Raw genomic sequence first — 24,360 nt, 5'->3', positions numbered from 1 at the left:
AAACTAGTTAATAGCTTGGTAAAGAATAAGTTAGTGAATGATTGTTTAGATAGAAATAACGAACTCTCTTTCCGGTTTACTATATTCAGAATTGTCAACATAGCGTAGGCACTTATGTAAAAGTGTTTTTAGCTGATTGTATGATGAAGGCTTCTGTAAATACAAAGATGCTCCCATTTCATTTAAACGTGTAATTTCTTTTGGATGGTAAGATGTAGAATATATAATTACAGGAGTATCTGTATATTTTTCAAGATCACGAATATCCGCTAAACATTCAAACCCGTCCATCATAGGCATTTTAAGATCAAGAAAAATAACATCTGGCTTTTCGCTTGTAGCAGAAAGCAAATCTGCCATAAGATCTACGCCATTGTTAAATTCAGATATTTTGGTTTGTATTGGGATTTCTCTCAATGCATCAGAAAAGAATGTTCTGTCGTCGCTATCATCATCGGCTAAGAAGACATTTAGTACAGTTTTGCTCATGGCAATTAAATAATTTAAAACTCTAAAATTGTTTGTTCAAGATTATTTCAATTAAAAATTGAATGAAAATCTAAAAGCAAGGTAAATATTATGGAACCTATCCTGTAATTTTATTCATTTAAAAAATAGCTCAATACCTAAATGTTAACGTATCATATGAGCACATCGTATTAAATCAGCGTATTTAATAAGCTATTTTTTAGATTACAATTAAGGCAACTCTACATATTTAATAATGGCAGTGCCACCAAGTGTATTGCTTATGATAGATTTTACCGTTCTTTCTAGTGCTGCAGTAAGTGTTTTAAAAGAGCTTGGTTTATGTAAGTATCTATTGGCTCCCTTTTCAAATAAATCTGAAATACGATCAATATTATATTCATTTGAAAAGATGACAACAGGTGTGTCATCTAAATGCTTTATAGCTCTAATTTTTTCTAAAGTTTGTTCGCCATTTAATTTAGGCATAAAGAGATCTAGAAAAATAACATTAGGGGTATTGCTACTTGTAAATAGGGCTTCCAATAAATCAATACCATTAGAAAACATAGTAATTTTTAGGTTACCTTCTATACTTGCTATTGCCTCTCTAAATATTTGTTGATCTTCTATATCATCTTCAGCCATATATAAATGAAATACATCATCTGCAATCATAATCCAATCATTTAATTACCCTCCTATAACTTCTCCGCCATTAACATGAAGTACTTGTCCTGTCATATAACTACTGTCTTCACTAGCTAGGTAAACGTAAGCAGGTGCAACTTCAGCAGGTTGTCCTGCTCTTCCCAACGGTACGTCTTTTCCGAATTTTTCTAATTTTTCACCGTCAAATGTAGCGGGAATCAATGGTGTCCAAATTGGTCCTGGAGCTACAGCATTAACACGAATACCTTTTTCGGCCAACGATTTTGATAAGCTTCTTGTAAATGAGACAATGGCGCCTTTTGTACTGGCATAATCAATAAGGTGTTCAGAACCTCTATAAGCGGTAACAGAAGTAGTGTTTATTATAGTGTCACCCGCTTTTAAGTGCTCCATAGCCGCTTTAACGATATAGAAATATGGGTAAATATTGGTTTCAAAAGTAGTGTGAAGATTTTCTGTTTTAATATCTTGAATATGCTCTGTAGGAAACTGCATTGCCGCATTATTGATGATACAATTTAAAGACCCAAAATTTGATATGGTTTCGTTTATAGCTTCTTGACAAAATTGTTCATCTTTAACATCACCTTGAAGTAAAAAACACTGGCCGCCCTCATTTTCAATTTCAATCTTGGTCTGTAATGCATCTTTTTCTTCGTTCAAATAAATGATGGCTGTTAGAGCGCCCTCTCTAGCAAAATGCACCGCAATACTTTTTCCTATGCCGCTATCACCACCGGTTAGCAATACAACTTTGTTTTTTAACTTATCACTGCCTTTGTAGCTTTCACGTATGGTTACCGGTTCAGGATTCATTTTAAATTCCTTACCCGGTTGTTTAGCTTGTTCTTGATTTTTATCTATTGTTATATTTTCCATGTTCTTAGTTTTAATAATTACTATCTATGCTGCTAGTTTTCTGCACTCTTCGGCACATGCTAAACAAGATTCTGCACATTTTTTACAATGTTCATGATCATGTTGTTGACATTGTTCTGCACACCATTCGCAAATTTCAGCGCATAGTGCTGCTTGTTTTGAGGCAAAAGGACTGTCTGCTATTAATAACTTTATCGTACTTAAACAAGCATCTACACATTGCATGCAGCATTTGGGGCAATCGTTCATACTTTCTAATGCGGCCATTTGTACCATGCAATTTTGGCAATCAATAAAACATTGTTGACAGGCTTCTATACAATTTTGATATTTTGAATTCATAATGTTAAATTTTAATGTGAAATAATTTCTTTCTTGAAATTAAAATTAGAACTCAAAAATGCTTTGCTCTTTTAGCTAGAAGTTGTGCGTTATACGGTATGAAGAAAAAATGTGATTAAAAAAGCACAATGTAGTTTGGCAAAAGGAAGTAGAAGTTGTGTAAAGTACTATTATTCTCTTTTTACATCTTTCATTATCCATAAATCTAAAGGAGAATCATCTTCTTTATGTAAGACGGATATATCACCGGTAGTTTCAAAAATAACTGCTTTGATTTGGCTGAGTTCGGTAACATTGGCTTCTCTTAATTTTGATCTGAGGTCACCTTCTGTAACTCTAGCTTTTCTTAAGTTAGATGGAATAATTTTTTCACCATCCATTAATAGTAGCGGAGAGTTGTCCACAATATTTTGAACTGTTCTATTTCTACGTGCCATGGCTATGCTTATTTGTAGCACATACACCATTGCTAAACCCACCAAACCTTCAATTAATTTTACTGACGAAGATAATATGGTAGTAGCAACGATAGATCCCACGGCAACAGTCATGGCAAAGTCAAAACTGGACATCTTTGAAAAACTTCGCTTCCCTATAATTCTGGTAAGCAGAATTATTGCCATATAAATACCAATGGCACTGGTAGAAATCAGCATTACAGTTTCCCATGAAGTATTGAATAGTTCTTTCATATTTATTTCTTTTTGAACTTTTGAATGAGAACGAGCATTGAAATATTTAATATGGTCGAAATTCCGTTTGTAATAATAATTGGGGCATCTTGTTTCATGATACCGTAAACGGTCCATAGCGAAACACCTATGGTAAGTACTAAAAACATTTTAGGGGAAACATCATCTACTTTTTTAGTTTTTCAAGCTCTAAATATTTGCGGTACTGCAGCAATGGTCGTAAAGATACCTGCAAGTGTTCCGATAATTTCTTCCATGAATACGATTGGTTTTTTTAAGACATACAGCATTTATAAATACATGACTTCTATTGTTCAAAATGAATGTAATAGGGTTCTATTTGAAAAAGTAATTCATAAAAAATTATTCTTTGTTCAATTCGTTTCTGATAATTTTTGAGGCTGAAAATTATTTAATTTTCTATTCCCTAAGCATTTAACTAAATATTCAGCTATGGAAATTTTGGCGATATTTTTTTCCGGCATTTTGGGTACCGTTATCATGACCGGGTTTAGCCATGTGGTAGAATCACTTACCGATCACAAGTTTAATGAGGCACACTTGTTAAACGGACTCATAAAACGTTTAAGGTCTACTACACCTAGTATTGGAGATAATCATTACTTAGGTTGGGTCATTCATTTTGCCATCGGCATCAGTATGGCAGCAATACTGTATTGTTATTATTTTTACTTAGCTGAAGGTGTTTCCATCTGGACCGGTTTGTTCCTAGGATTCATTTTAGGAATAATCGGTGTTGCGGGTTGGTCTCTTATGATCAGCTATCATGACAATCCCCCAAAAATAGACTGGAAATACTTTTTTATGCAATTGGTAGTGGCGCACATGATCTTTGGTGTTACCGTTACTTGGGTATTGGCAAGATTTTTAATGCGCGTTTAAAGTCAAACTATATAAACATTAATTTTTCTAATCAGAAGATGGATATAAATATATCAAGTTACACAAAACGGGCAATTATTGGTGGTGTCATTTCTTTGGCATTTATAGGTCTAGGAACTTTAATGCTTGGTAATCTAAGTGGGTATGAAGCCAAAGTATTAATTAAATCTAGTCTCACAGGTTTAAATACTTTGTGTAATACCATTGTGTTGGCATCTGCAACCATTCTTGCTTTGATGTTGACTTTATTGGGAGTTAGTTCAGGTACAAATTCAAAATTGAAGAACGATCACTATATGCATATCATGCAAATTGCAAAATTGGATACGGCAATTTTTATAGCATCCTTACTTTTCTTTTTAGTTTTTAATTTACCGGTAACCGAGAGTGAGAATATACCAGAGAATTACTTTGATGTAATCTATTACGTATCTATAGGGGTAAGCGCTATATTGAGTTCGGCATTAATAGTAGTGGTGTTAATGCTTTACAATACCATTATCAATATTATTAAAATTATCGGATTGGGTAGAACGGATCATCCGCTTATAAAAAATGATGATAATAAGGAGAACAATGAAAAATCAGATAGTTAACCGTTTATAATGGTGGCTCTGCAATCATGGTTTTAATTTTCTTCCAGAAATGTTTTGCGGTAACATTGGTAGGTTCAACAAGGTCAGATAACAGAATTAGGTTTCTTTTAAACTGTTCAAACTCATATTTATTGGTATGGTCTTCGTCAATTGGGTAATATGCCATACCCCAATTAGGGAAAGTACGTTTTGTTATTTCATCATCAGAAAACAGTGTTACATTTTTATGACGTGGATCTGTCATTAATTTTTCATAAAGAACTTCTATTTTCTTTTTGTCACCTTCAAGTAGTTGAACAAACCTTCCTTTATAGTAAATAAGACAGCCAGTAATATTATCTCTAATATTATTGGTACGTGCTTTTTCAAGTAGCTCTTCCATTTCCGATGCTTTAAGTGCATTGGTGGCAACAGATTCGTAGGTCAATGTATACATCTAAATGAAATTAGTTTGAAAAGGCAAAAATAATAAAAATGTTAAAATGAACGTATGAACAGCACAGGGGAGAAGGAAAGTATTAAAAACAAAAAAGCCCCTAAAAGGGGCTTTTGAGTGATCGCAGGAGGATTCGAACCTCCGACCGTCTGCTTAGAAGGCAGATGCTCTATCCAGCTGAGCTATGCGACCGACACCATTTTTTCAAATGTGGGTGCAAACTTAGTGATTTTTATAGACTGGTAAAACCAAAATCAATAAAATTTTAATTATTTCTTTTATATGCTAAAATACAACTATGAACGACCTTCATATTGGTCAAAGTTTTCCCATAACTGATCAAGAACTTTATAGAAAATTTCAAATTCTTCTTCAGTGATACCCAGTGTACTAACTTTTCTTAAATCGGTAATAAAGGGCATTACTTGTTTTATGAGTGTCGAGCCTTCTTCTGTAATAACAAGTTTGTATCTTTTTTGATCATCTCTGAATCTAGACTTTCGTAAGAAGCCTTTTTTGCATAATCCGCTAATAACTCTAGAAGTTGTTGCCCTATTTCTAAAGTTAGATTTGGCAATATCTGCCTGTGAGGCTTCTTTACCTTCTAAATGTACGCGTTGTAGAATTACCCATTGCTCAATGGTCAGATCAATATTATTCTCTGCAAACACTTGTAAAAAAGTACTTTGAACCTTTTTAAGCGTGCGATCAATATATACTCCAAATCCTTCCGTCCTGTCCATAATCCAATTGTTATTCCTCCAAAAGTAACAGAGTTTATCGTTAATATTGTTGTTAATGCAACAATAATTAAAAAAAAGTGTATATTTACTACGGATAAATTGGTCAAAAGAAGTGGAAATATGCAACTAGGTTTCAAGAAATATATATTAGAGGATAGTACTTATAAAGGTGGCGGAAAGAAAATTGTAATGCCTGATGGTGTTACGGTACACAAGCTTTCTTCTAATGAAAATCCGTTAGGGTATTCCCCAAAAGTGAAAGAAGCATTAGCAAATACCTTAGATGATTTAAGTTTCTATCCTGATAATACGGATATAAGGTTACGTGAAGCTTTGGTAAAAGACTTTGATGGCGCTTTAGTTGCTGATAACTTTATCGCAGCAAATAGTGGTTCAGAAATTATAGATATGATTTCTAAGGCATTTTTGAATGAATACGATGAGGTAATTGTTAGTCAACCATGCTTTTTGCCCTATACTGCTTTTACCCGTTGGATGGGTGCAAAGGCGATCAATGTGCCAATGACCGAGAATTACGATTATGATTTGGACGGAATTCTTGAAGCTATTTCAGATAAGACAAAGTTGGTATTTCTTGCATCCCCTAATAATCCGTCAGGAAATTATATTCCAATGGCAGATTTAAGAAGCTTCATTGAAAAATTACCTGAGCATGTAGTTTTGGTATTAGATGAGGTGTATAGACATTTTGCCGAAGCTGAAGATTATACATCTGGTTTACCATTTGTAGTGGAAGGTAAGAATGTAATAGCGATCAATAGCTTTTCAAAAACATATGGTCTGGCCGGTTTACGAGTTGGGTATTGCTATGCTCCTTTAGAACTTAGTAATTATATGCGTAGAATTTGTAAGCCTTTTTTGTTGTCTACCATGGCTTTAGAAGGGGCAATCGCTGCATTGGAAGATGTTGATTTTGTGAATAAGACCGTAGCATTGGTAAAAGAAGAAAGAAGGTTTGTTTTGAACGGACTTGATGCCTTAAATATAAAATACTGGCCTGCACAAGGTAATTTTGTACTAATAGATCCACCTATCAATGATATGGAATTCACGGCCTTCTTAGAACAGCGAGGTATTATGGTGCGCCCAGTAGGCAATTTTGGAGCACCGGGAAAAGTTAGAATTTCATTTGGAGTAAGAGAAGCAAATAAAGCACTTTTGGCAGCACTAGAGGTATTGATGAAATCCCAAGCCACAACAGCATAAAAAAAATAATATATATGTTGCAGAAGCAACAATAAACGAAATAAAAATATAAAACCCAGAACTATGTCAACAGCAACAGTTAAACAAAACGATCACAAAGAGGCACAAGATTTTATGCCTATCAACGGTACGGATTATTTAGAGCTTTACGTAAGTAACTCTAAGCAAGCGGCACACTATTACAAAACAGCATTTGGTTTTAAATCTTTGGCTTATAAAGGTTTGGAAACCGGTAGTAGAGATTATGAATCTTATGTGGTAGAGCAAGATAAAATTAGATTGGTATTGACCTCCCCTTTAAAAAGTGGTACTGATGTAGGTAGGCATATAGATAAGCATGGTGACGGAGTAAAAGTCACTGCGCTGTGGGTAGATGATGCTACCTATGCTTATGAAGAGGCTATGAAAAGAGGTGCCAAAAGTTATATGGAGCCTAAAACCGAGAAAGATGATGACGGCGAAGTGGTAACATCTGGTATCTATTCTTACGGTGAGGTAGTTCACATTTTTGTGGAGCGTAAAAACTACAATGGTACATTTTTACCAGGGTATAAAAAATGGGAAAGTGAGTACCAACCAACATCTACAGGTTTAAAGTTTGTAGATCATATGGTAGGTAATGTTGAAGAAGGTAGAATGAATTTTTGGGTAGATTTTTATGCCAATGTTATGGGCTTTAAGCAGATCATGTCCTTTGACGATAAAGATATTTCTACGGATTATACTGCTTTAATGAGTAAAGTGATGAGTAACGGTAACGGTCGTATTAAGTTCCCGATCAATGAGCCGGCACCAGGTATGAAAAAATCTCAAGTAGACGAGTATTTGGAGTTCTATGAAGGTGAAGGAGTACAGCATATTGCAGTTGCTACCGATGATATTGTAAAAACGGTATCTGACCTTAAAAGTAGAGGTGTCGAGTTTTTGACGATACCTACCACTTATTATGATGTATTGACGGATAGAGTTGGTGAGATTGACGAGGATATTGAGTCACTTAGAAAACTAGGTATTTTGGTAGATCGTGATGATGAAGGGTACTTGTTGCAGATTTTTACAAAAACCGTACAGGCAAGACCAACCATGTTCTTTGAAATTATTCAACGTAAAGGCGCTACTTCTTTTGGAAAAGGAAATTTCAAAGCTTTGTTTGAAGCTATTGAGCGTGAGCAAGAATTAAGAGGAACTTTATAAGTTCAACAAATTTCTTAAGAATTTAAGAATAACGTATTTTTAAAAGTAGAGTATTAACTAGAATAACGAACGTATATGCCTATATATCATAAACAGGGAGCGTTGCCACCTAAAAGGCATACGCAATTTAGAAAACCAGGTGGCGAATTGTACTCAGAGCAATTGTTCGGTACTATTGGCTTTGACGGTATGTCCTCTTTACTATATCATCATAACCGACCAACAATGGTTAAGGAGATATTGAAAAGTACGGATGTTTCTCCAAAAATTGCTTTGGAAAAGAATATACGTTCGTTAAAACTAGTGAGTTTTAATGCATCGCCAAAAGATGATTTTTTAGATGCCCGAGAACCACTTTTGGTCAATAGTGATATTATTATTGGGGTAGCTGCACCAAGAAAATCTCTACGCGAGTATTTTTATAAGAATACCGATGCAGATGAAATGCTTTTTATACATAAAGGTACAGGGGTGTTAAGAACCATTTTTGGACAAATTAAGTTTGAGTATGGCGATTATCTAATCATTCCAAGGGGAACGATTTATCAGATAGATTTTGATAGCGAAGACAATCGCATTCTGTATGCAGAATCATTTTCTCCTATTTATACTCCTAAAAGATACCGTAATTGGTTCGGGCAATTATTGGAGCATTCTCCGTTTTGTGAGCGAGATTATAAATTGCCACAAAATTTAGAAACGTTTACAGATACCGATGAGCACTTGATTAAAGTTAAGAAGCAAGGGGCTATACATGAAATGGTCTATATAGGGCATCCTTTTGATGTTGTAGGTTGGGATGGATATAACTTTCCGTACGGATTCTCCATTCACAATTTTGAACCCATTACCGGTAGAATTCACCAGCCGCCACCAGTGCACCAAACATTTGAGACAAATGCCTTTGTAATTTGTTCTTTTGTGCCAAGGTTGTATGATTATCACCCGTTGTCTATACCGGCACCATACAATCACTCTAATATAGATTCTGATGAAATGCTGTATTATGTTGACGGGGATTTTATGAGTAGAAATGGAGTGCAGCCAGGTAATATCTCTCTGCATCCTGCAGGTATACCTCATGGTCCCCACCCAGGAGCTGCAGAACGTAGCATAGGTCAAAAAGGGTCTGAAGAACTAGCCGTAATGATAGATACTTTCAAGCCGTTAATGGTTACTGAAAATGCATTAAAATTAGACGACGGAGATTATTATAAATCTTGGTTGTAGCATTATTGAACTGAGCTCAATAACTCATAGTAATATAAAGAAAAACAAAACTTGACAACACTAAAAACTTGGGTCTCTGTACCCGATAAATCTGATTTTTCAATCTATAATCTTCCTTTCGGCATCTTCTCAGTAAATAATGAAGCGTCAAAAGCAGGAATAGCAATTGGTGAGAAGATAGTTGATTTGGCAGCTGTATCAGATTTAGGATTGTTGGAAGTCAATGCTACTTATTTTCGACAGAAAACCTTAAATGATTTTATCTCGTTAGGAAAGATAATCACCAATAAGGTCCGTTTAGATATTCAGAATTTATTGATTTCTGAGAATTCTCCGCTGAAAAATCACCCAGAAGTTTTTGTGTCGCAGCAAGATGCAAAAATGCATTTGCCTGTGCACGTTGGTGATTATACCGATTTCTATTCAAGTATAGAACATGCTACCAATGTGGGTAAAATGTTCCGTGATCCAGAGAATGCTTTGTTGCCTAATTGGAGGCATATTCCGGTAGGGTATCATGGTCGGGCATCATCAATTGTAGTCAGTGGTACAACTATTCACAGACCTATGGGGCAAGTGAAAACTAACGAAATGGAAACTCCTGTTTTCAAAGCCTCTGGTAACTTGGATTTTGAATTGGAAATGGGTTTTGTCGTTGGTAAAAGTACAGCACTAGGTGAACGCGTTTCCACTAAAGACGCAGCTGAGCATATTTTTGGTTTGGTATTGTTCAATGACTGGTCGGCAAGAGACATTCAGAAGTGGGAGTATGTGCCTTTAGGTCCGTTTTTAGGAAAAAGCTTTGCATCATCTATGTCACCTTGGATTGTCACCTTGGAAGCTTTAGAGCCATTTAAGGTTCAAGGTCCTGAGCAAACACCAGAAGTGCTATCGTATTTAGAGTACGAGGGAGAAAAAAATTATGATATACAGTTAGAAGTGGGGATGTCTTCTTCAACTTCAGAAGAAACAACCATCAGCAAATCTAACTTCAAATATATGTATTGGAATATGATGCAGCAATTGGCGCACCATACTGTAAACGGATGCAATATAAATGTAGGTGATATCATGGCATCGGGTACCATATCCGGAAAAGATGAAAGTTCGTATGGATCATTGTTAGAAATTTCTTGGGGAGGTAAAAAACCGTTTGAATTAAAAGATGGAAGTAAGCGAACTTTTATAGAAGATAATGATACCATAACCATGCGAGGGTTCGCAGAAAAAGAGGGTAAAAGAGTAGGGTTCGGTGAAGTAACCGGAACCATTTTGCCAAACAAATAAAACAATACAATTTACACTAGAAGATTATAGCATGTCAAATAACGAAGAAATCAATTCTATAGATCCAAATAGCATTTCTCAACAAGAATTACACGGGTATTTATTGTCTGCCGTAGCGCCAAGACCTATATGTTTTGCCAGTACAATAGATAAAGATGGGAATGTTAATTTGAGTCCGTTTAGTTATTTTAATCTATTCAGTGTTAATCCGCCAATGATGGTTTTTTCACCTTCAAGAAGAGGTCGTGATAATACCACCAAGCATACCTTAGAAAATGTGTTGGAGGTAAAAGAAACGGTCATAAATATTGTGAATTATGATATGGTAGAACAAATGTCATTGTCAAGCACAGAGTATGGTGACGGCGTAAATGAATTTGTAAAAGCCGGTTTTACGCAAGTACCTAGTGATAAAGTTCAGCCTCCAAGAGTGGGAGAGGCACCCGTAGCATTTGAGTGTGTAGTGGATCAAGTAATAGCCTTGGGTGACGGACCGGGAGCAGGTAATTTGGTACTGGCCAAAGTAGTTCAGATTCACGTAAAAAAAGCATTTTTAGATGCCGAAGGAAAACTGGATACTCCAAAATTAGATCTAGTGGCACGCATGGGTGGCAATTGGTATTGCAGAGCCAATGGCGATGCGCTATTTGAAATACCTAAACCAATACGTACCAAAGGTATTGGCGTAGATATGCTACCGGAAGCTGTACAGAACAGTACTGTATTAACAGGTAATAATTTAGGAAGGTTAGGGAATTTAGAACAGTTGCCAACTAAAGAAGCTATCGCGAAAATCACAGAACACGCTGAGGTGAAATCTATTCTTAATGGAGATGAAAGTATTACCGCATTACACAAACTAGCACAACAGTGGTTGGCAGATGGTAAAACTGAAGATGCATTGGCTTTGTTGCATTTAGGGGTTTAACTTTTCATGTTAATTGCATTGATATCTATAGAAAAATCCATTGGCTTGTCATTCCAATATGTATCGCTTGATGTTGGTTTGTAACCTTTTTTGACCTCTATCAAAGGTTTGGTTAATACACGCACTGTATTAGTTTCTATATTTTTTGAAATGATTTTGTCCATAAAATACTTGGTATTTAAGAGTTCATGCTCCATTGAAAAAATATCAGCAGTAGTGTTGATTTCCAGTAAATTAAAAAAATACTTTCCATTTATGTTTTTATAAGTCTGTACAATATTATGGGTTTGTTTAATCAGTTTTTTAGACTTTTTCGTTTCATATTCAGGGAGTTCTATATGATGCTCATATTTTAAAACAGCATAATTTTCCTCGTCAATATAAATACTACCAAATGAAGCTTCTGGTGCGGGGTATCCAAATCCTGTAGAGTAAGAGCCTGGTGAGTTATTCGTAAAATTTATCTGATACACTTTTTGTCCCTCATAGTTTATTGTTCTATGTTTTTGTAAATCATAAGATCCAGTACGGTAAAGCACATTGCTCTTACTTAAAATAATATCTCTATTTAGAATTACCCACATAGAACCAACTCCATCCCATTTATTTTTTTCATAAATAGTAGTATTTGCTCTTAAGTGTTCTATCTCTGCAAACATGCTATTCTCTGGTTTATTACTGCCATTAATGCCTTTTTTATTATAGGTTTTAATAATAGCTTCCTCTCCAACATGTAAAGAGTCATTAGCGCTCAGTTGACTGACTTGAAATAAGAAATCTTGATTGTAAGGGGTTTGTATGTAGTTCTTTTCAATATTTTTTCGAGCTTTTTTAATGATTTCTTCAGCGCTTAATTCTACACGCTTTGCAGATACAACCACTTCATTTAAGGTAATATCATCTTTAGCCTTTTTAAGTTTGATATTATAATACTCTTTAGCTGAAGCTATAGGTATTGAATCGCTATGATATCCTAAAGCAGAAAATACTAAATAGCCATTTGTGCTTTTTTCATGGGCAATACTGAACTGCCCGTTTGAGTTTGATACTGTACTTGAATTTAAATTAGAATAGTATATGTCGGCATAATTAATGGGTTCAGTAGTGTCGTCATCCACTAAAGAACCTTTTATTATACCATTTCCATTGTAATTTACTATTTCGGCTGTTTCGTTATTATTGTATTCCATAAACTTTGGAGGGTACATGTTTTCGATATAATAAATGCCGTCAAAAATATCCTCCCAATTGGCGTACAATGGAATATAGCCTAGGGCAGATGAGTAATATTTATCAGATGAATCCTTAAGAATAGAAAGAGTGGATTTAATATTCTGATCTTTTAAATCGGACTCAATACTACTGCTCGGTGGTGACAGTATAGGGGTTGTCTGGTCAATTTCAATATTAAAAAAATCTCCTTTGTATGAAGTGAACGCTATACTGAATATTTTAGAGCCATATTTCTCTTTCAGAATTTGCCCCATGGGTAGTGCAAGTTTGAGTTCCTTGATTTGAGTAATTTCTTCAGATTCAGATGTATGGGTTTCACCGTGAATACTATCTGTTAATGCAATTCGATTTTTAATATATTCTTCGGTCTCTAAAGTATATTCAAACTCATTTATTTTGTTAGCAAAATGGTAACTAGCACCCCAACCCATTATTTTTTCACTAGGATAAGTTTCTTTTATAAAAATCAAATTCTCTGCCATTTGTTTATCTCTTGGGTTTTGAATAGCTATTTTTTCTTTCTGCAAACTTTTTAATTCAAAATCCAAGTCAGAAAATACACTCTTAAATGTTTGAACTAACACTGCTGTTTCAATATCATTTTTAGCGATTTGGTCAATTTTTTCAATAACAGCATTAATATTGTTGTAAAGGTTGGTAGAGTCTTTTTCATTGAAAGCATAATTTTCAAAATCTCTAACAAGCATCGTCTTTTCAATTTCTATGTAGTCTTCATTAGAAATTACGATGTTATTTTTAGAACAAAGAGATTTAAAATCATTTAAGAAGTACGCTTCAAAAAGAGTTGATTCTTGTGAATCGAACCCAAGAATTTTTAATTCAGGGTGTGTTTCCAAATAATTCAATAATTCTTGGAAAACTTCGGTAGTGGTATACAGCCAACCAACACTTTGCTTGAAAATGTCAATCTCCTCTTTTTGATTTTTGTAAAGCTCATTTGCTTTAAAATTATCATACATGCCACTCTCAAAAACTAATAAATTATACCCATGGTTCTCATGTAGGTCTTTTATCATTTCAAATTTTTTGTCAAAAACGGCACCATCTCCATGAGATTGTTCGCCAAGTAAAATGATTTCAAATTCGGCAGGTGATATTCCTTTAAAAATAGAATCTTGACCGAAAAGTATATTTGTAGATATAAGACTTAGAAAGAGAATCGAAAATAGTATGGTTATGTTTTTCATTAGATGTTTTTAAAGAACTAAATAATTTTACTACGCCTTTTTATAAGCCTCCTTCAACCATTCAATTAATTCACCATCAACCTGGCTGGCATCAGTGAGTTGAACTCTATGTGTGCACATGCTACCAAATGGTCCAGATGATTCTAGTCGGTCTGTAGTTGGTTTGTCTTTTATTTTCAGTCCTAGGTCTATTCTTGTTTTGGTAGCGGGTTTTATAAGTGCAAATTGTTTTTTTCGAATAATACTTACTGTAGTTTTCTTTGGGGTAATGGTAACATCGTCACCAAATGTTTTTACCGTTTTTAAAAGCGCTTCGTAAATAAGAATTAAATTTTCCTTCCCATTATATTGCTGGGCTACTAAATCGGCAGGAGAATTATTTTCTTCTTTTGATAAAGAGACAATAGTATTTGCAAATCCATGTGTTACACCGTGCTCTTTCTTTAGAAAACTAACTCCTTCAGAATGTTTAGCAAAAGATTTTGTTTTCAAAATGGACTTCCATTCGCTTAAAGATTTCCCGGTTTTCTCGGGCATATTATCAATCATGGTCTGTAGTGCTTTGTCCATATTTTTAGAGTTTGGTATGATAGTCAATTTACAAAAATTAAAATGTTTATCGTGTGTCGCTACCAATTCTTCTTTCTTGCTCCATTGCCCTATCCAAAGAAAAACCAACAATTCTAAGTTTACTTTAGGAATCTATCAATAAAATTGGCTGCAACTCTTTTATATATAAAAATTTGGCGATTAAGCAATTGTGTGTTCTTTTTGCTGTTATTAGTGCTTATATTAGTTAGTACTGAAATCCCACTGTATTATGGCATTAAAAGTTGCAATCAAACACAAGACAAAATATATCTATGATAGAAGTATAAATCTATCTCCTCACATATTCCGGTTAAGACCTGCGCCACATAGTAGAACACCAATTGAGGCATACTCTATAAAGATCAAACCAGAGAATCATTTTTTTAATTGGCAGCAAGATCCTTTTGGTAACTATATGGCACGTATTGTTTTCCCGGATAAGACAACCGAGCTTTCTGTCGATGTTGAAATCATTGCAGATTTAAAGACGATTAATCCGTTCGACTTTTTTGTTGAAGAAGCTAGTGAAGAATTTCCTTTTAAGTATTCTGAAGAAGCTAAAAAAGAACTTTTACCATATTTAGAGAAAGTAGAAAGTGGTCCGTTATTAAAAAAATGGGTCGATGATATAGACTTGACTCCGCAACGAAGTATCGATTTTTTAATCGGTCTCAATAGTAAATTATACAATTACTTGGATTATACATTACGTATGGAACCTGGTGTACAGACCTGTGAAGAAACCTTAGAAGCCAAATTAGGTTCATGTAGGGATTTTGCTTGGTTGTTGGTACAAACTCTTCGTCATTTAGGATTGGCGGCACGTTTTGTTTCGGGTTATTTAGTGCAATTGAAATCAGATGAAAAATCATTGGACGGTCCGTCAGGTCCTGAAGAAGATTTTACGGATTTACATGCTTGGGCAGAAGTATATTTGCCAGGAGCGGGATGGATTGGTTTAGATGCCACATCCGGACTTTTTACTGGCGAGGGACATATTCCGTTAGCATGCACGCCTTCATATGAAAGTGCGGCACCGGTAAGCGGATTTAGTGATTTTGCGGAAACCACATTTGAGTTTGAAAATTCGGTTACTAGAATTTTTGAATCGCCACGAGTAACAAAGCCATACACAGAAGAGCAGTGGAATGCTATATATAATCTTGGTTTTAAGGTAGAAGAAGAATTACAGGCAAATGATGTTCGCTTGACCATGGGTGGTGAGCCAACTTTCGTTTCTATAGATGATATGGAATCTGAAGAGTGGAATACCGCTGCAGATGGTCAGCATAAAAGAGAATTGGCAAGTAAATTGTCTATTCGTTTATTAGAGGTTTTTGGAAAGGGCGGATTGTTACATCATGCACAAGGTAAATGGTACCCTGGTGAAGCATTACCTCGTTGGTTGATTGGTATTCACTGGAGAAAAGATGGAAAACCAATTTGGAACGACCCAAGCTTATTGGCATCTTTTTCTCAGGAATATAAAATGCCCAGAAACATTACAAAGCGATTTTTAAAGACCTTAGGTGGTTATTTAGGTTGTAAGACAAATAGTGTAATACCGGCTTATGAAGATGCATTTTACTTTTTATGGGAAGAGGGCAAATTACCTATAGATGTAAATCCTAAAAAATATAATAAGGACGACAGTCACCTGCGTAGAAAACTAGGTGAGATATTGGAGACGGGAATTGGAGAGGCTGTTGGTCACGTATACCCGTTGACTAAAAAGAACAATAAATGGTTGACCAACAAGTGGAAATTTAGAAATAAGCACTTGTTGTTAACTCCAGGAAATTCTGCCATTGGTCTACGATTACCATTGGCAGCATTACCTAAAGACCCCCCGATTCCGTCAGAGCCCACTGCAGAACCAGAGCTGTTTGAGAAAACGCCAGATTTACCTACACCGGGAGATGCATTGCAAAAACGTTTAAAATTAAAATCATCATCGCACCCTAGAAAACATCCGTATGTGCGTACTGCTATTTGTGCAGAAGTTCGTGAGAATAAATTGTTCTTATATCTACCGCCATTAGATAGTGCCGAAGACTTTTTAGATTTGGTATCAAGTATAGAAGCTACGGCCAAAGAATTAAACGTTCCGGTAATATTAGAAGGGTACGAGCCCCCAAGAGATAACAGATTAGAAGTATTGAAGGTTACTCCTGATCCAGGGGTGATCGAGGTAAATGTGCATCCTGCGAAAAACTGGCAAGAACTTACCGATAATACGTTAACCTTATATGCCGAAGCGAAACAAGCACGTTTAGGTACAGAGAAATTTATGTTAGATGGCAAGCACACCGGTACAGGTGGCGGAAACCATGTAACATTGGGCGGCGTAACTCCGGCAGATAGTCCGCTGTTACGGAATCCACAGTTATTAAGAAGTTTATTGACTTTTTGGCAGCATCACCCAGGATTGTCTTATTTATTTTCAGGTGCGTTCATAGGGCCGACCAGTCAGGCACCACGTGTAGATGAGGCAAGATTGGAAAATCTGTATGAGCTAGAAATCGCTTTTTCTCAAATTCCGGATGATGAAGAAGTGCCATTTTGGATAACCGATCGTTTGTTTCGTCATTTACTAACAGATATTACAGGAAATACCCATAGGGCAGAATTCTGTATTGATAAATTATATTCGCCAGATTCATCTTCTGGGCGTTTGGGTATTTTAGAGCTACGAGCTTTTGATATGCCGCCACATGCGCAAATGAGCTTAATGCAAATGTTATTGGTGCGCACGCTGGTATCTTGGTTTTGGAAAAAACCGTATAAGCATAAGTTGGTACGTTGGGGTACAGAGTTGCATGATAAATTCTTGTTGGAGCATTATGTAAAAGAAGATATTAAAGATATTGTAGAGCAGTTGAACGAAGCGGGCTATCCGTTCAAGTTAGACTGGTTTGATCCATTTTTTGAATTCCGCTTTCCACTTTACGGTATGGTAGATGTTAACAACATTCAAATGGAATTACGAATGGCTATAGAACCATGGAATGTACTTGGTGAAGAAATGACAGGTGGTGGTACATCAAGGTATGTAGATTCTTCTTTAGAACGTGTACAGGTGAAAGTCAATAATTTCAATAACAAACGTTACACATTAACCTGTAACGGTGTAAAGATCGAGCTAAGTTCTACAGGAACTAAAGGGGAATATGTAGCGGGAGTTCGTTTTAAAGCTTGGGAACCATGGTCGGCCTTACACCCCACAATTGGTGTAGATACTCCGTTAGTTTTTGATATTGTTGATGATTGGAACGATAAGTCAATTGGTGGTTGTACCTATTTTGTAGCACACCCAGGTGGTCGCTCTTATGATACCTACCCGGTAAATAGTTTAGAGGCAGAATCAAGAAGAATAAATAGATTTTGGGATATTGGCATGACACAAGATGAGGTTACTCCTACAGAATTGGTCGCTTCAACAAATTTTACGGGTAGAATGGTAGAACCTAAGAAAGGTTCAAATACATTTGCATACAAAGAGATGCCTGTGAATCCTGAATATCCACATGTGACGGATTTACGTAAGAAGTAAATGAAGAGGTAATGCCAACAACAAAAACAAACTGGTTCAATAATTATAGTACCCAACGCGGCAATGATGAAATGTATGCGCTGAACAATGGTATGAAACCTTATTGGACAAAATTATTAAACGGTTTTGATTCTTTAGGAGTCACCGGAATAACCGCTAGACAAAAAGATATTGACTGGTTATTGTCAGAAAATGGGGTAACCTATAATGTGTACAATGACCCTAAGGGAATGCATAGGCCATGGAATCTGAATGTGATTCCGTTTATGTTGCACCAAGATGAATGGACAAAAGTTGAAGAAGGACTAAAGCAAAGAGCAGAACTACTTAATTTAGTTTTAAAGGATGTTTATGGGGAACGTAAACTCATAAAAAATGGAATAGTCCCTTTTGAGGTCATTTATGGGCATCGTGGTTTTCTAAGACAATGTACAGATATGGAGCTTCAGTTAGAGAAGTACTTGTCTATATATGCAGCAGATCTTTGCCGTGGTACAGATGGGCGATTGTGGGTTGTAAATGACCGTACAGAAGCACCTTCCGGTATGGGCTATGCTTTGGAGAACAGATCTACGACAAGTAGAATTTTACCCGATATGTATGCTGAAATGAAGGTGAAGCGCTTGTCGGGCTTTTTTCAAGAGTTCAATCAAATGCTTATTGATGCTGCACCTGGTAAAAAGGAGAACCCAAATATTGTTATTCTTACGCCCGGTTCACATAACGAAACCTATTTTGAACATGCTTATATGGCTTCGTTTTTAGGTTATCCGTTAGTACAAGGTAATGATTTGGTGGTGCGTGATGGCTTTCTTTGGATGAAATCACTACAAGGCTTAAAGCAGATAGATGTTGTATTAAGAAGAGTAGACGATGCTTTTACGGATCCTTTAGAACTTCGTGAAGATTCACATTTAGGGGTAGCGGGATTATTGGATGTTGTAAGAAGAAAAAACGTCGCCGTTATTAACCCAATAGGAAGCGGAGTAATAGAAAATCCTGGTTTAATTCCATTTATGCCGGCAATTGCCAAGTATTTCATGGATGAGGATTTGAAATTACCACAAATAGCATCTTGGTGGTGTGGGCAAGAGAAAGAAAGAAATTATGTACTTGATAATATATCAAAATTAGTAATCAAAAGAATAGACCGTACCAATAGGGAGAGTATCTATTTTGGCGAGCAAATGAATGAAGAAGAACTAGCAGATCTAATTAAGGTTATTCTAGAACGCCCGTATAGATTTGTAGCTCAAGAACGCATTAATTTTTCTACCGCGCCTAATTTCAGCGAAAAAGAATTAGAACCTAGAAATGTAGTTGCCAGAGCATTTTGCATTGCCTCAAAAGAACAATATGCAGTTATGCCGGGTGGTTTGGTAAGAGTAGCTCCAGATGGCGAAACCGTAAGGGTTTCTAACCAAAGAGGTGGTACTAGTAAGGATTTTTGGATTTTAGATGATGCGGATATAAAAGAGGATAAAAATAGAAACTGGCAACAAAAGTCATCTATTGCTATTTCTGGTTTGGACGATTTACCTAGTCTAACGGCAGAGAATTTATATTGGGCGGGTCGTTATGTTGGTCGTACGCTAGTTAACGCAAGATTTCTACGTACCGTTATGCGCCAAATGGCCATAGATCAAAAAAGAGCGGAAAAACCAGATTCAGAAAAGTTAACGGTACTTTTCAAAGCTGTTACGCAATTGACAGGTACATACCCAGGATTCATAGGTAAGGATAAGGACGGTAAGTTGGCAATGGACAATCCGTATGAAGAAATGTTATCCGTTATTTTAGATAAAAATAGAATAGGTAGTTTGGCACATACCATAAGTATGTTCAGTAATTCCTACTACTCCATACGTAACCTTTGGTCTTCGGATATGTGGCGCGTATTTGAAAATATTCAGAAAATATGGAATTCACTGGTAGAGGGTGAAGATCATTCCATTAATAAAATACTTAAAGTTTTAAATCAATTAATTACACGCCTAATAGCGTTTATGGGGTTAATTGAAGAAAGTATTATGGTGCAACAAGGTTTGCTATTATACTTTATTGGGCTGCAATTAGAGCAAAGTACCTTGAATATTACCAAATGCAGGGCTTTGTTGACCATAAAGTATGATGAGCAAGTAGAGTACGATCTGTTAGAGTATTTATTGACCAGTCATGAAAGTTTAAATATATATAGGTACAGTTACCGTTCTCATATAGAGTTGGCTCATGTGTTAGATTTGGTGGTGTTCGATCTTGATTACGCCCGTTCATTGACTTTTATGATCAACCGTATTCAGAAGGATATAGCGCGGTTACCACATTCTAAATATGATCATCAATTAAATAATTACCAAAAAAATATTTTTGAGGCATTCTCTAAGTTAAGGTTGGCAGATTCAACAAAATTGGTGAAGACCAACTCAGAAACAGATTTTAAACGAGAAGAGTTAGATACGCTACTAAAGGAACTTTCAGATTTGTTGTACAAAGCATCGCAATCGATCTCAAATACCTATTTCAATCATACAGACAAACAGACCCAATTGTTTACACAGTCTTTTCCTATTTGATTATGATATTCAACGTTACACATATTACGAAGTACGATTACAATGCCCCAGTGAGCTATTGTCATAATATAGCAACGCTTCGTCCTAGGGAATCTAAAGGGCAAGAGTTGATAGTATATAGTATTGATATTTCACCGGAACCCGCGGAAATAAGTGAACGCAAAGATTTCTTTGGAAATTATATAACGCGTTTTTCTATACAGACAGAGCATAAAACTTTGAAGGTTACTACTAGGAGTAAGATTAATAGGGAATATGCCAAATTTCATGAATCTTTCAATAGCGATGCCTGTAAAAGCATTACCATGAACGATGCACTTGCTGCATTGAACGGCATGCATCCAGAAATATTAGAGGCCAAGCAATATGTATTAGAGTCCATTTTTATAAGAAGAACAGATAAGGCTATACGTGATTACGCGGAGTTATCTTTTAAAGGAAATAGATCTGTTTTTGATGCGGCTTATGAATTGATGCAACGTATTTATACCGATTTTGATTTTGATTCAGAATTCTCAACGATTTCAACACCAATAGAAGAGGTAATGAAAGAGAAAAAAGGTGTGTGTCAAGATTTTGCCCAAATTGCCATTGCTTGTATACGTTCTGTTGGTTTGCCTGCTAGATATATTAGTGGGTATATAGAAACCTTGCCAGCACCAGGTAAGGAGAAATTAGTGGGTGCAGATGCTTCTCATGCATGGTTTGCCATTTATATACCCGGTTTTGGTTGGGTAGACTTTGACCCAACAAATAATCAGATACCAAAAGACCAACATATAGTAGTGGGTTGGGGTAGAGACTACTATGACGTACCACCTTTAAAAGGTGTTGTTTATGGCAGTGGTCAGAGTAAATTGGATGTAGCGGTAGATATTGCTGCGGAGGTATAACGGAACTTAAGGCTTAGTTTATAAATAGGCCATACCCACCAAATCGGTTAGTTCCCCCGAAATACCTCATCAGTAGGATGGCCATAGCCTTAATGTTATAGTTATTGAATAGTGTTTTTTTATTTTTAAGTATGGCAAACCTAATACCATTCTAAAGAATATGATTACGGTTTTCCGTAACGGTGGCTACTATCTTTAAATAAGTCCTAAATCTTTTACAATGGCCACAAGGTGTATGGCATTGTTGGCGTTGAATTGTACTCGTAATTTATTTAAACGCTTTTCAATAGAACTTAAGCTGGCGGGCATAATTTTCTCTTTTCTATATAAAGCACTGATTTCATCTTGAGATAAGCCTTTGCTAAGATGGTATAAGAGAGAAATATCATAATCGTCTATTTCAAGTTCATTTTCACTACTGAATGCATTAGAAACTTCTGGCGATAAGAATTTTTCATCTTTAGCTACGTCACTAATTGCCTGAGTAAGGTTTTTAAGGCCGTTTCTGCTCTTACAGACATATGCATCTATATCATGTTGATTAAAGAGTGTACGTACCGCCTGTAGTCGATCTTCGACCGAGTAGACAATTACCTTTAAATTAGGGAATTCAGATTTTAGTTTTTCAACCAATGAATGTCCAGATGGGTAGGTTTGTGATCTGTGATCTACTTTAAATGAAAGATCAGATATGACCAGATCAAATGGTACATTGTCAAGATCGGCTCTTTTAATTTTTAAGTACGCATCATCACAATACTGCACTTGATCTATTTGTGTAACTCCCAATTCGGTCAGTAAAGAAAACACACCTTTGTTGATGTCTTCCATATCCTCCGCGATTAAAACTTTTTTGAACATGCCTTAAATTATTATTGATGCCTTAAAGCCATCACCTTGCTTAGATTCAAAATTAATAGTTCCATTTATAGAAGCGATACGGGATTCCGTATGTTGCAGCCCATTTTTTTTAAAAAGATCACATCCAACGCCATTATCCTTATAATTAATGCGCATTTTAGAACCTTCTTTTTCAAATATTAAAGTCACGAATGATGCCTGACTATGTTTTCTCATATTGGTCATGAGTTCTTGTAATACCCTGTAAATAGTAGTCTTTTTAAGTTCGGGAACGGTATCCCAAGGCATTTTGGAAAGGTTTCTGGTGATTACTTTTACCTTATCGTTCTTATATCCTAAGAGTAAATCATTTAATTGTAAACCAAAATCTTCGCTAAGGTCAATTGCGCTATTTTCTCTAGAAATATCTCGTGTTTTAGTATAAATTTTTTCCATTTCGTCCAAAATAGTATCCTCAACGCCTAAATTTTTCTCAAGAGAAGTCATCACTTTATACATATCATTCGCTACTTCATCATGTACTTTTTTAGCAATTCTGGTTTCTGTTTTATAGATTTCTTCAATTTTGGCTTTGCGGTATCTGTTGCGATAGATAAAGTAAGAACCAACTAAAATTAGAAAAATGATGAATGCCAGAGCTTGGTAAGCCAGTCGTTTACGAGATTCTATCTCTTGTAGAAGAATACTGGCCTGGGTTTTCTTTTGTTCTTCAGCAACATTGTATTTTAGAAATGCATTTTTGTTTTCCGCTATTTGTTTGGCATTGGTAATACTATCGGTCAGTTTTTTATATTCATGAACTAACGGATTTCTATCCATATTCATGAGCGTTGAAATAGCTTCAAGCTTAAAAGAACTGCTGTTAATTTTATCTGATAATGTTAGAGCATCCTGAGCATAAGCAACTGCTTTAGCGGTATCCTTTCTATCCAAATAAAATTCAGCTAAATGGGTGTTGCTTGAATGTTGCCCAATGAAATCATTATTTTGTTTACGTAGTTCTAATGCCTTTTTTAAGTTTTGTAGAGCTTCGGGTAAATTTAATTTAGATTGTACATACCCCAAGTTGTCTGTTACTAAAGTTTGTTCGTAAGTATTAAATTGGGTTTGCTTTTTTTGTAATAGAGTATAGATGTCAAGAGCTTTCTTATAATCTAATTGGTCTTTATAAATATTGGCTTTGTTATTAAGAATGACAACACTGTCTTTTAACCTATTTGCTATTTTTAAAGCCTTGTCAAACGTTTTTATGGCTTCAGTAGGGTTGTTAGAGGTTCTGTAAATTCGCCCTAACTGATTGTATAACCCAACTCTAGAATTAATCAAGGTGTCTTTGGTAGACATAGATTCAATTAAGTTTAAAGCTTCTACCACATTATTTTCACTACTAAAGTTATTTCCTATTTTAAATTCTGCAATAGATAACAGCCTTAAATCGTAAATGGCATTTAGAGTATCGTTTAACTCTAGGTCTAAGGCTTTCTTTTTAGTGTAGTAATGTATGCCTGAAGGTAAATCTTGCGGATTGGTAGGTTGTAGTATAGCCTTTCTGAATATGCGTGAACTATCTGTAAAGGTTTGTGCACTTAACTTAAATAAGGAGCAAAAGATAAATATAGTACAGGTGAATAGATGTAGAAAAACTGAAAATTTGTGGTATTTCATTCCTCTAATGTATAAACATTTTATGTATTTAATTTTTTGATTTCAGTGTCCGCTAAAAGAAAATGGATATAAGTGTTTTAAGATATATAGGTATGTACCTTAAAGTTAATTGTTTAGTCCATTTTGATTTGATAATGTAAGTAGATTAAAGAAATAGTAAATTAAGAAAACAGTATTAAAACAAAA

Annotated in this window: 23 protein-coding genes and 1 tRNA gene; 11 read left to right on the top strand and 13 right to left on the bottom strand. The window is 35.4% G+C overall.

All coding sequences use genetic code 11. The features are described 5' to 3' along the window. Positions 1-45: 45 nt before the first annotated feature. From P177_RS16990 to P177_RS20425, 6 genes are all read right to left on the bottom strand, one after another. Complete coding sequence (locus P177_RS16990; protein ID WP_036156684.1) at positions 46-489, bottom strand: response regulator; 444 nt, start codon at positions 487-489, stop codon at positions 46-48. A gap of 210 nt (positions 490-699) precedes the next feature. Then, entirely contained in the window at positions 700-1,146 is a 447-nt protein-coding gene (locus P177_RS16985; RefSeq protein ID WP_036156682.1) for a response regulator, read from the bottom strand. Positions 1,147-1,161: 15 nt separating this feature from the next. After that, the gene (locus P177_RS16980; RefSeq protein ID WP_036156680.1) at positions 1,162-2,019 is read right to left on the bottom strand and encodes an SDR family oxidoreductase; all 858 of its coding nucleotides are present in this window, start codon (positions 2,017-2,019) and stop codon (positions 1,162-1,164) included. Positions 2,020-2,043: 24 nt separating this feature from the next. Beyond that, complete coding sequence (locus P177_RS16975) at positions 2,044-2,286, bottom strand: four-helix bundle copper-binding protein (protein WP_245233059.1); 243 nt, start codon at positions 2,284-2,286, stop codon at positions 2,044-2,046. A gap of 245 nt (positions 2,287-2,531) precedes the next feature. Continuing rightward, the gene (locus P177_RS16970) at positions 2,532-3,053 is read right to left on the bottom strand and encodes a DUF421 domain-containing protein (RefSeq protein WP_036158704.1); all 522 of its coding nucleotides are present in this window, start codon (positions 3,051-3,053) and stop codon (positions 2,532-2,534) included. A gap of 2 nt (positions 3,054-3,055) precedes the next feature. Further along, positions 3,056-3,202, bottom strand: coding sequence for a SemiSWEET family transporter (locus P177_RS20425; protein WP_245233058.1), 147 nt, complete (start codon positions 3,200-3,202; stop codon positions 3,056-3,058). Here P177_RS20425 and P177_RS20420 point away from each other — a divergent pair. Genes P177_RS20420 through P177_RS16955 form a run of 3 tightly spaced genes read left to right on the top strand, consistent with a single transcriptional unit; the run spans position 3,183 to position 4,552 of the window. Beyond that, positions 3,183-3,452, top strand: a complete 270-nt coding sequence (locus P177_RS20420) for a hypothetical protein (RefSeq protein ID WP_036156676.1) — start codon at positions 3,183-3,185, stop codon at positions 3,450-3,452. The two genes, P177_RS20425 and P177_RS20420, sit on opposite strands and share 20 nt — an antisense overlap. 54 nt (positions 3,453-3,506) lie before the next feature. Beyond that, positions 3,507-3,956, top strand: coding sequence for a hypothetical protein (locus P177_RS16960; protein WP_036156674.1), 450 nt, complete (start codon positions 3,507-3,509; stop codon positions 3,954-3,956). 38 nt (positions 3,957-3,994) lie between these two features. Continuing rightward, a complete protein-coding gene (locus P177_RS16955; protein WP_036156672.1) occupies positions 3,995-4,552 on the top strand; it encodes a hypothetical protein in 558 nt (185 codons plus the stop codon). 4 nt (positions 4,553-4,556) lie between these two features. Here P177_RS16955 and P177_RS16950 read toward each other — a convergent pair whose 3' ends face one another. The 3 genes from P177_RS16950 to P177_RS16940 form a co-directional block, all read right to left on the bottom strand. Further along, positions 4,557-4,988 (bottom strand): BLUF domain-containing protein, encoded by a 432-nt coding sequence (locus P177_RS16950; protein ID WP_051941898.1) that lies wholly within the window; start codon positions 4,986-4,988, stop codon positions 4,557-4,559. 118 nt (positions 4,989-5,106) lie between these two features. Beyond that, positions 5,107-5,180: transfer RNA gene (locus tag P177_RS16945), tRNA-Arg, on the bottom strand. Positions 5,181-5,284: 104 nt separating this feature from the next. Further along, positions 5,285-5,731, bottom strand: coding sequence for a MarR family winged helix-turn-helix transcriptional regulator (locus P177_RS16940; protein ID WP_036156671.1), 447 nt, complete (start codon positions 5,729-5,731; stop codon positions 5,285-5,287). A 120-nt stretch (positions 5,732-5,851) separates the two neighbouring features. Between P177_RS16940 and P177_RS16935 the strand changes: the two genes are divergently transcribed. The 5 genes from P177_RS16935 to P177_RS16915 all read left to right on the top strand — a co-directional run bounded on the left by P177_RS16935 (position 5,852) and on the right by P177_RS16915 (position 11,597). Further along, on the top strand, positions 5,852-6,958 hold the full coding sequence (locus P177_RS16935) for a pyridoxal phosphate-dependent aminotransferase (RefSeq protein ID WP_036156669.1): 1,107 nt from the start codon (positions 5,852-5,854) through the stop codon (positions 6,956-6,958). Between the two features lie 63 nt (positions 6,959-7,021). Then, positions 7,022-8,152, top strand: coding sequence for a 4-hydroxyphenylpyruvate dioxygenase (hppD, locus tag P177_RS16930; protein WP_036156667.1), 1,131 nt, complete (start codon positions 7,022-7,024; stop codon positions 8,150-8,152). A gap of 75 nt (positions 8,153-8,227) precedes the next feature. Then, on the top strand, positions 8,228-9,382 hold the full coding sequence (locus P177_RS16925; RefSeq protein ID WP_036156665.1) for a homogentisate 1,2-dioxygenase: 1,155 nt from the start codon (positions 8,228-8,230) through the stop codon (positions 9,380-9,382). 51 nt (positions 9,383-9,433) lie between these two features. After that, on the top strand, positions 9,434-10,669 hold the full coding sequence (gene fahA, locus P177_RS16920) for a fumarylacetoacetase (RefSeq protein ID WP_036156663.1): 1,236 nt from the start codon (positions 9,434-9,436) through the stop codon (positions 10,667-10,669). A 31-nt stretch (positions 10,670-10,700) separates the two neighbouring features. Next, positions 10,701-11,597, top strand: coding sequence for a flavin reductase family protein (locus tag P177_RS16915; RefSeq protein ID WP_036156661.1), 897 nt, complete (start codon positions 10,701-10,703; stop codon positions 11,595-11,597). On the opposite strand, the gene P177_RS16910 is transcribed toward P177_RS16915, so the two are convergent. Further along, positions 11,594-14,038 carry a carboxypeptidase-like regulatory domain-containing protein gene (locus P177_RS16910; protein ID WP_036156659.1) on the bottom strand — a complete coding sequence of 815 codons (2,445 nt, stop codon included), beginning with the start codon at positions 14,036-14,038 and terminating at the stop codon, positions 11,594-11,596. The genes P177_RS16915 and P177_RS16910 overlap by 4 nt on opposite strands. Positions 14,039-14,068: 30 nt before the next feature. Next, positions 14,069-14,608 (bottom strand): DUF4287 domain-containing protein, encoded by a 540-nt coding sequence (locus P177_RS16905; protein ID WP_036156657.1) that lies wholly within the window; start codon positions 14,606-14,608, stop codon positions 14,069-14,071. 250 nt (positions 14,609-14,858) lie between these two features. Here P177_RS16905 and P177_RS16900 point away from each other — a divergent pair, with 250 nt between their 5' ends. From P177_RS16900 to P177_RS16890, 3 genes are read left to right on the top strand one after another with little or no spacing between them, the layout of a single operon-like run. After that, the gene (locus tag P177_RS16900; protein WP_036156656.1) at positions 14,859-18,182 is read left to right on the top strand and encodes a transglutaminase family protein; all 3,324 of its coding nucleotides are present in this window, start codon (positions 14,859-14,861) and stop codon (positions 18,180-18,182) included. An 11-nt stretch (positions 18,183-18,193) separates the two neighbouring features. Further along, positions 18,194-20,755: a circularly permuted type 2 ATP-grasp protein gene (locus tag P177_RS16895; RefSeq protein WP_036156653.1), complete on the top strand. Its 2,562-nt coding sequence runs from the start codon at positions 18,194-18,196 to the stop codon at positions 20,753-20,755. 2 nt (positions 20,756-20,757) lie between these two features. After that, positions 20,758-21,648, top strand: a complete 891-nt coding sequence (locus tag P177_RS16890; protein WP_036156651.1) for a transglutaminase family protein — start codon at positions 20,758-20,760, stop codon at positions 21,646-21,648. Positions 21,649-21,843: 195 nt separating this feature from the next. On the opposite strand, the gene P177_RS16885 is transcribed toward P177_RS16890, so the two are convergent. Further along, on the bottom strand, positions 21,844-22,509 hold the full coding sequence (locus P177_RS16885; RefSeq protein WP_036156649.1) for a DUF5932 domain-containing protein: 666 nt from the start codon (positions 22,507-22,509) through the stop codon (positions 21,844-21,846). Between the two features lie 3 nt (positions 22,510-22,512). Further along, on the bottom strand, positions 22,513-24,174 hold the full coding sequence (locus tag P177_RS16880; RefSeq protein WP_036156647.1) for a tetratricopeptide repeat-containing sensor histidine kinase: 1,662 nt from the start codon (positions 24,172-24,174) through the stop codon (positions 22,513-22,515). Between the last annotated feature and the right edge of the window lie 186 nt (positions 24,175-24,360).

This window comes from Maribacter forsetii DSM 18668, from assembly GCF_000744105.1.
GTDB classification, from domain to species: domain Bacteria; phylum Bacteroidota; class Bacteroidia; order Flavobacteriales; family Flavobacteriaceae; genus Maribacter; species Maribacter forsetii.
The sequence above is the reverse complement of the archived record's forward strand: the minus strand, read 5'-3'. Positions and strand labels throughout refer to the sequence as shown.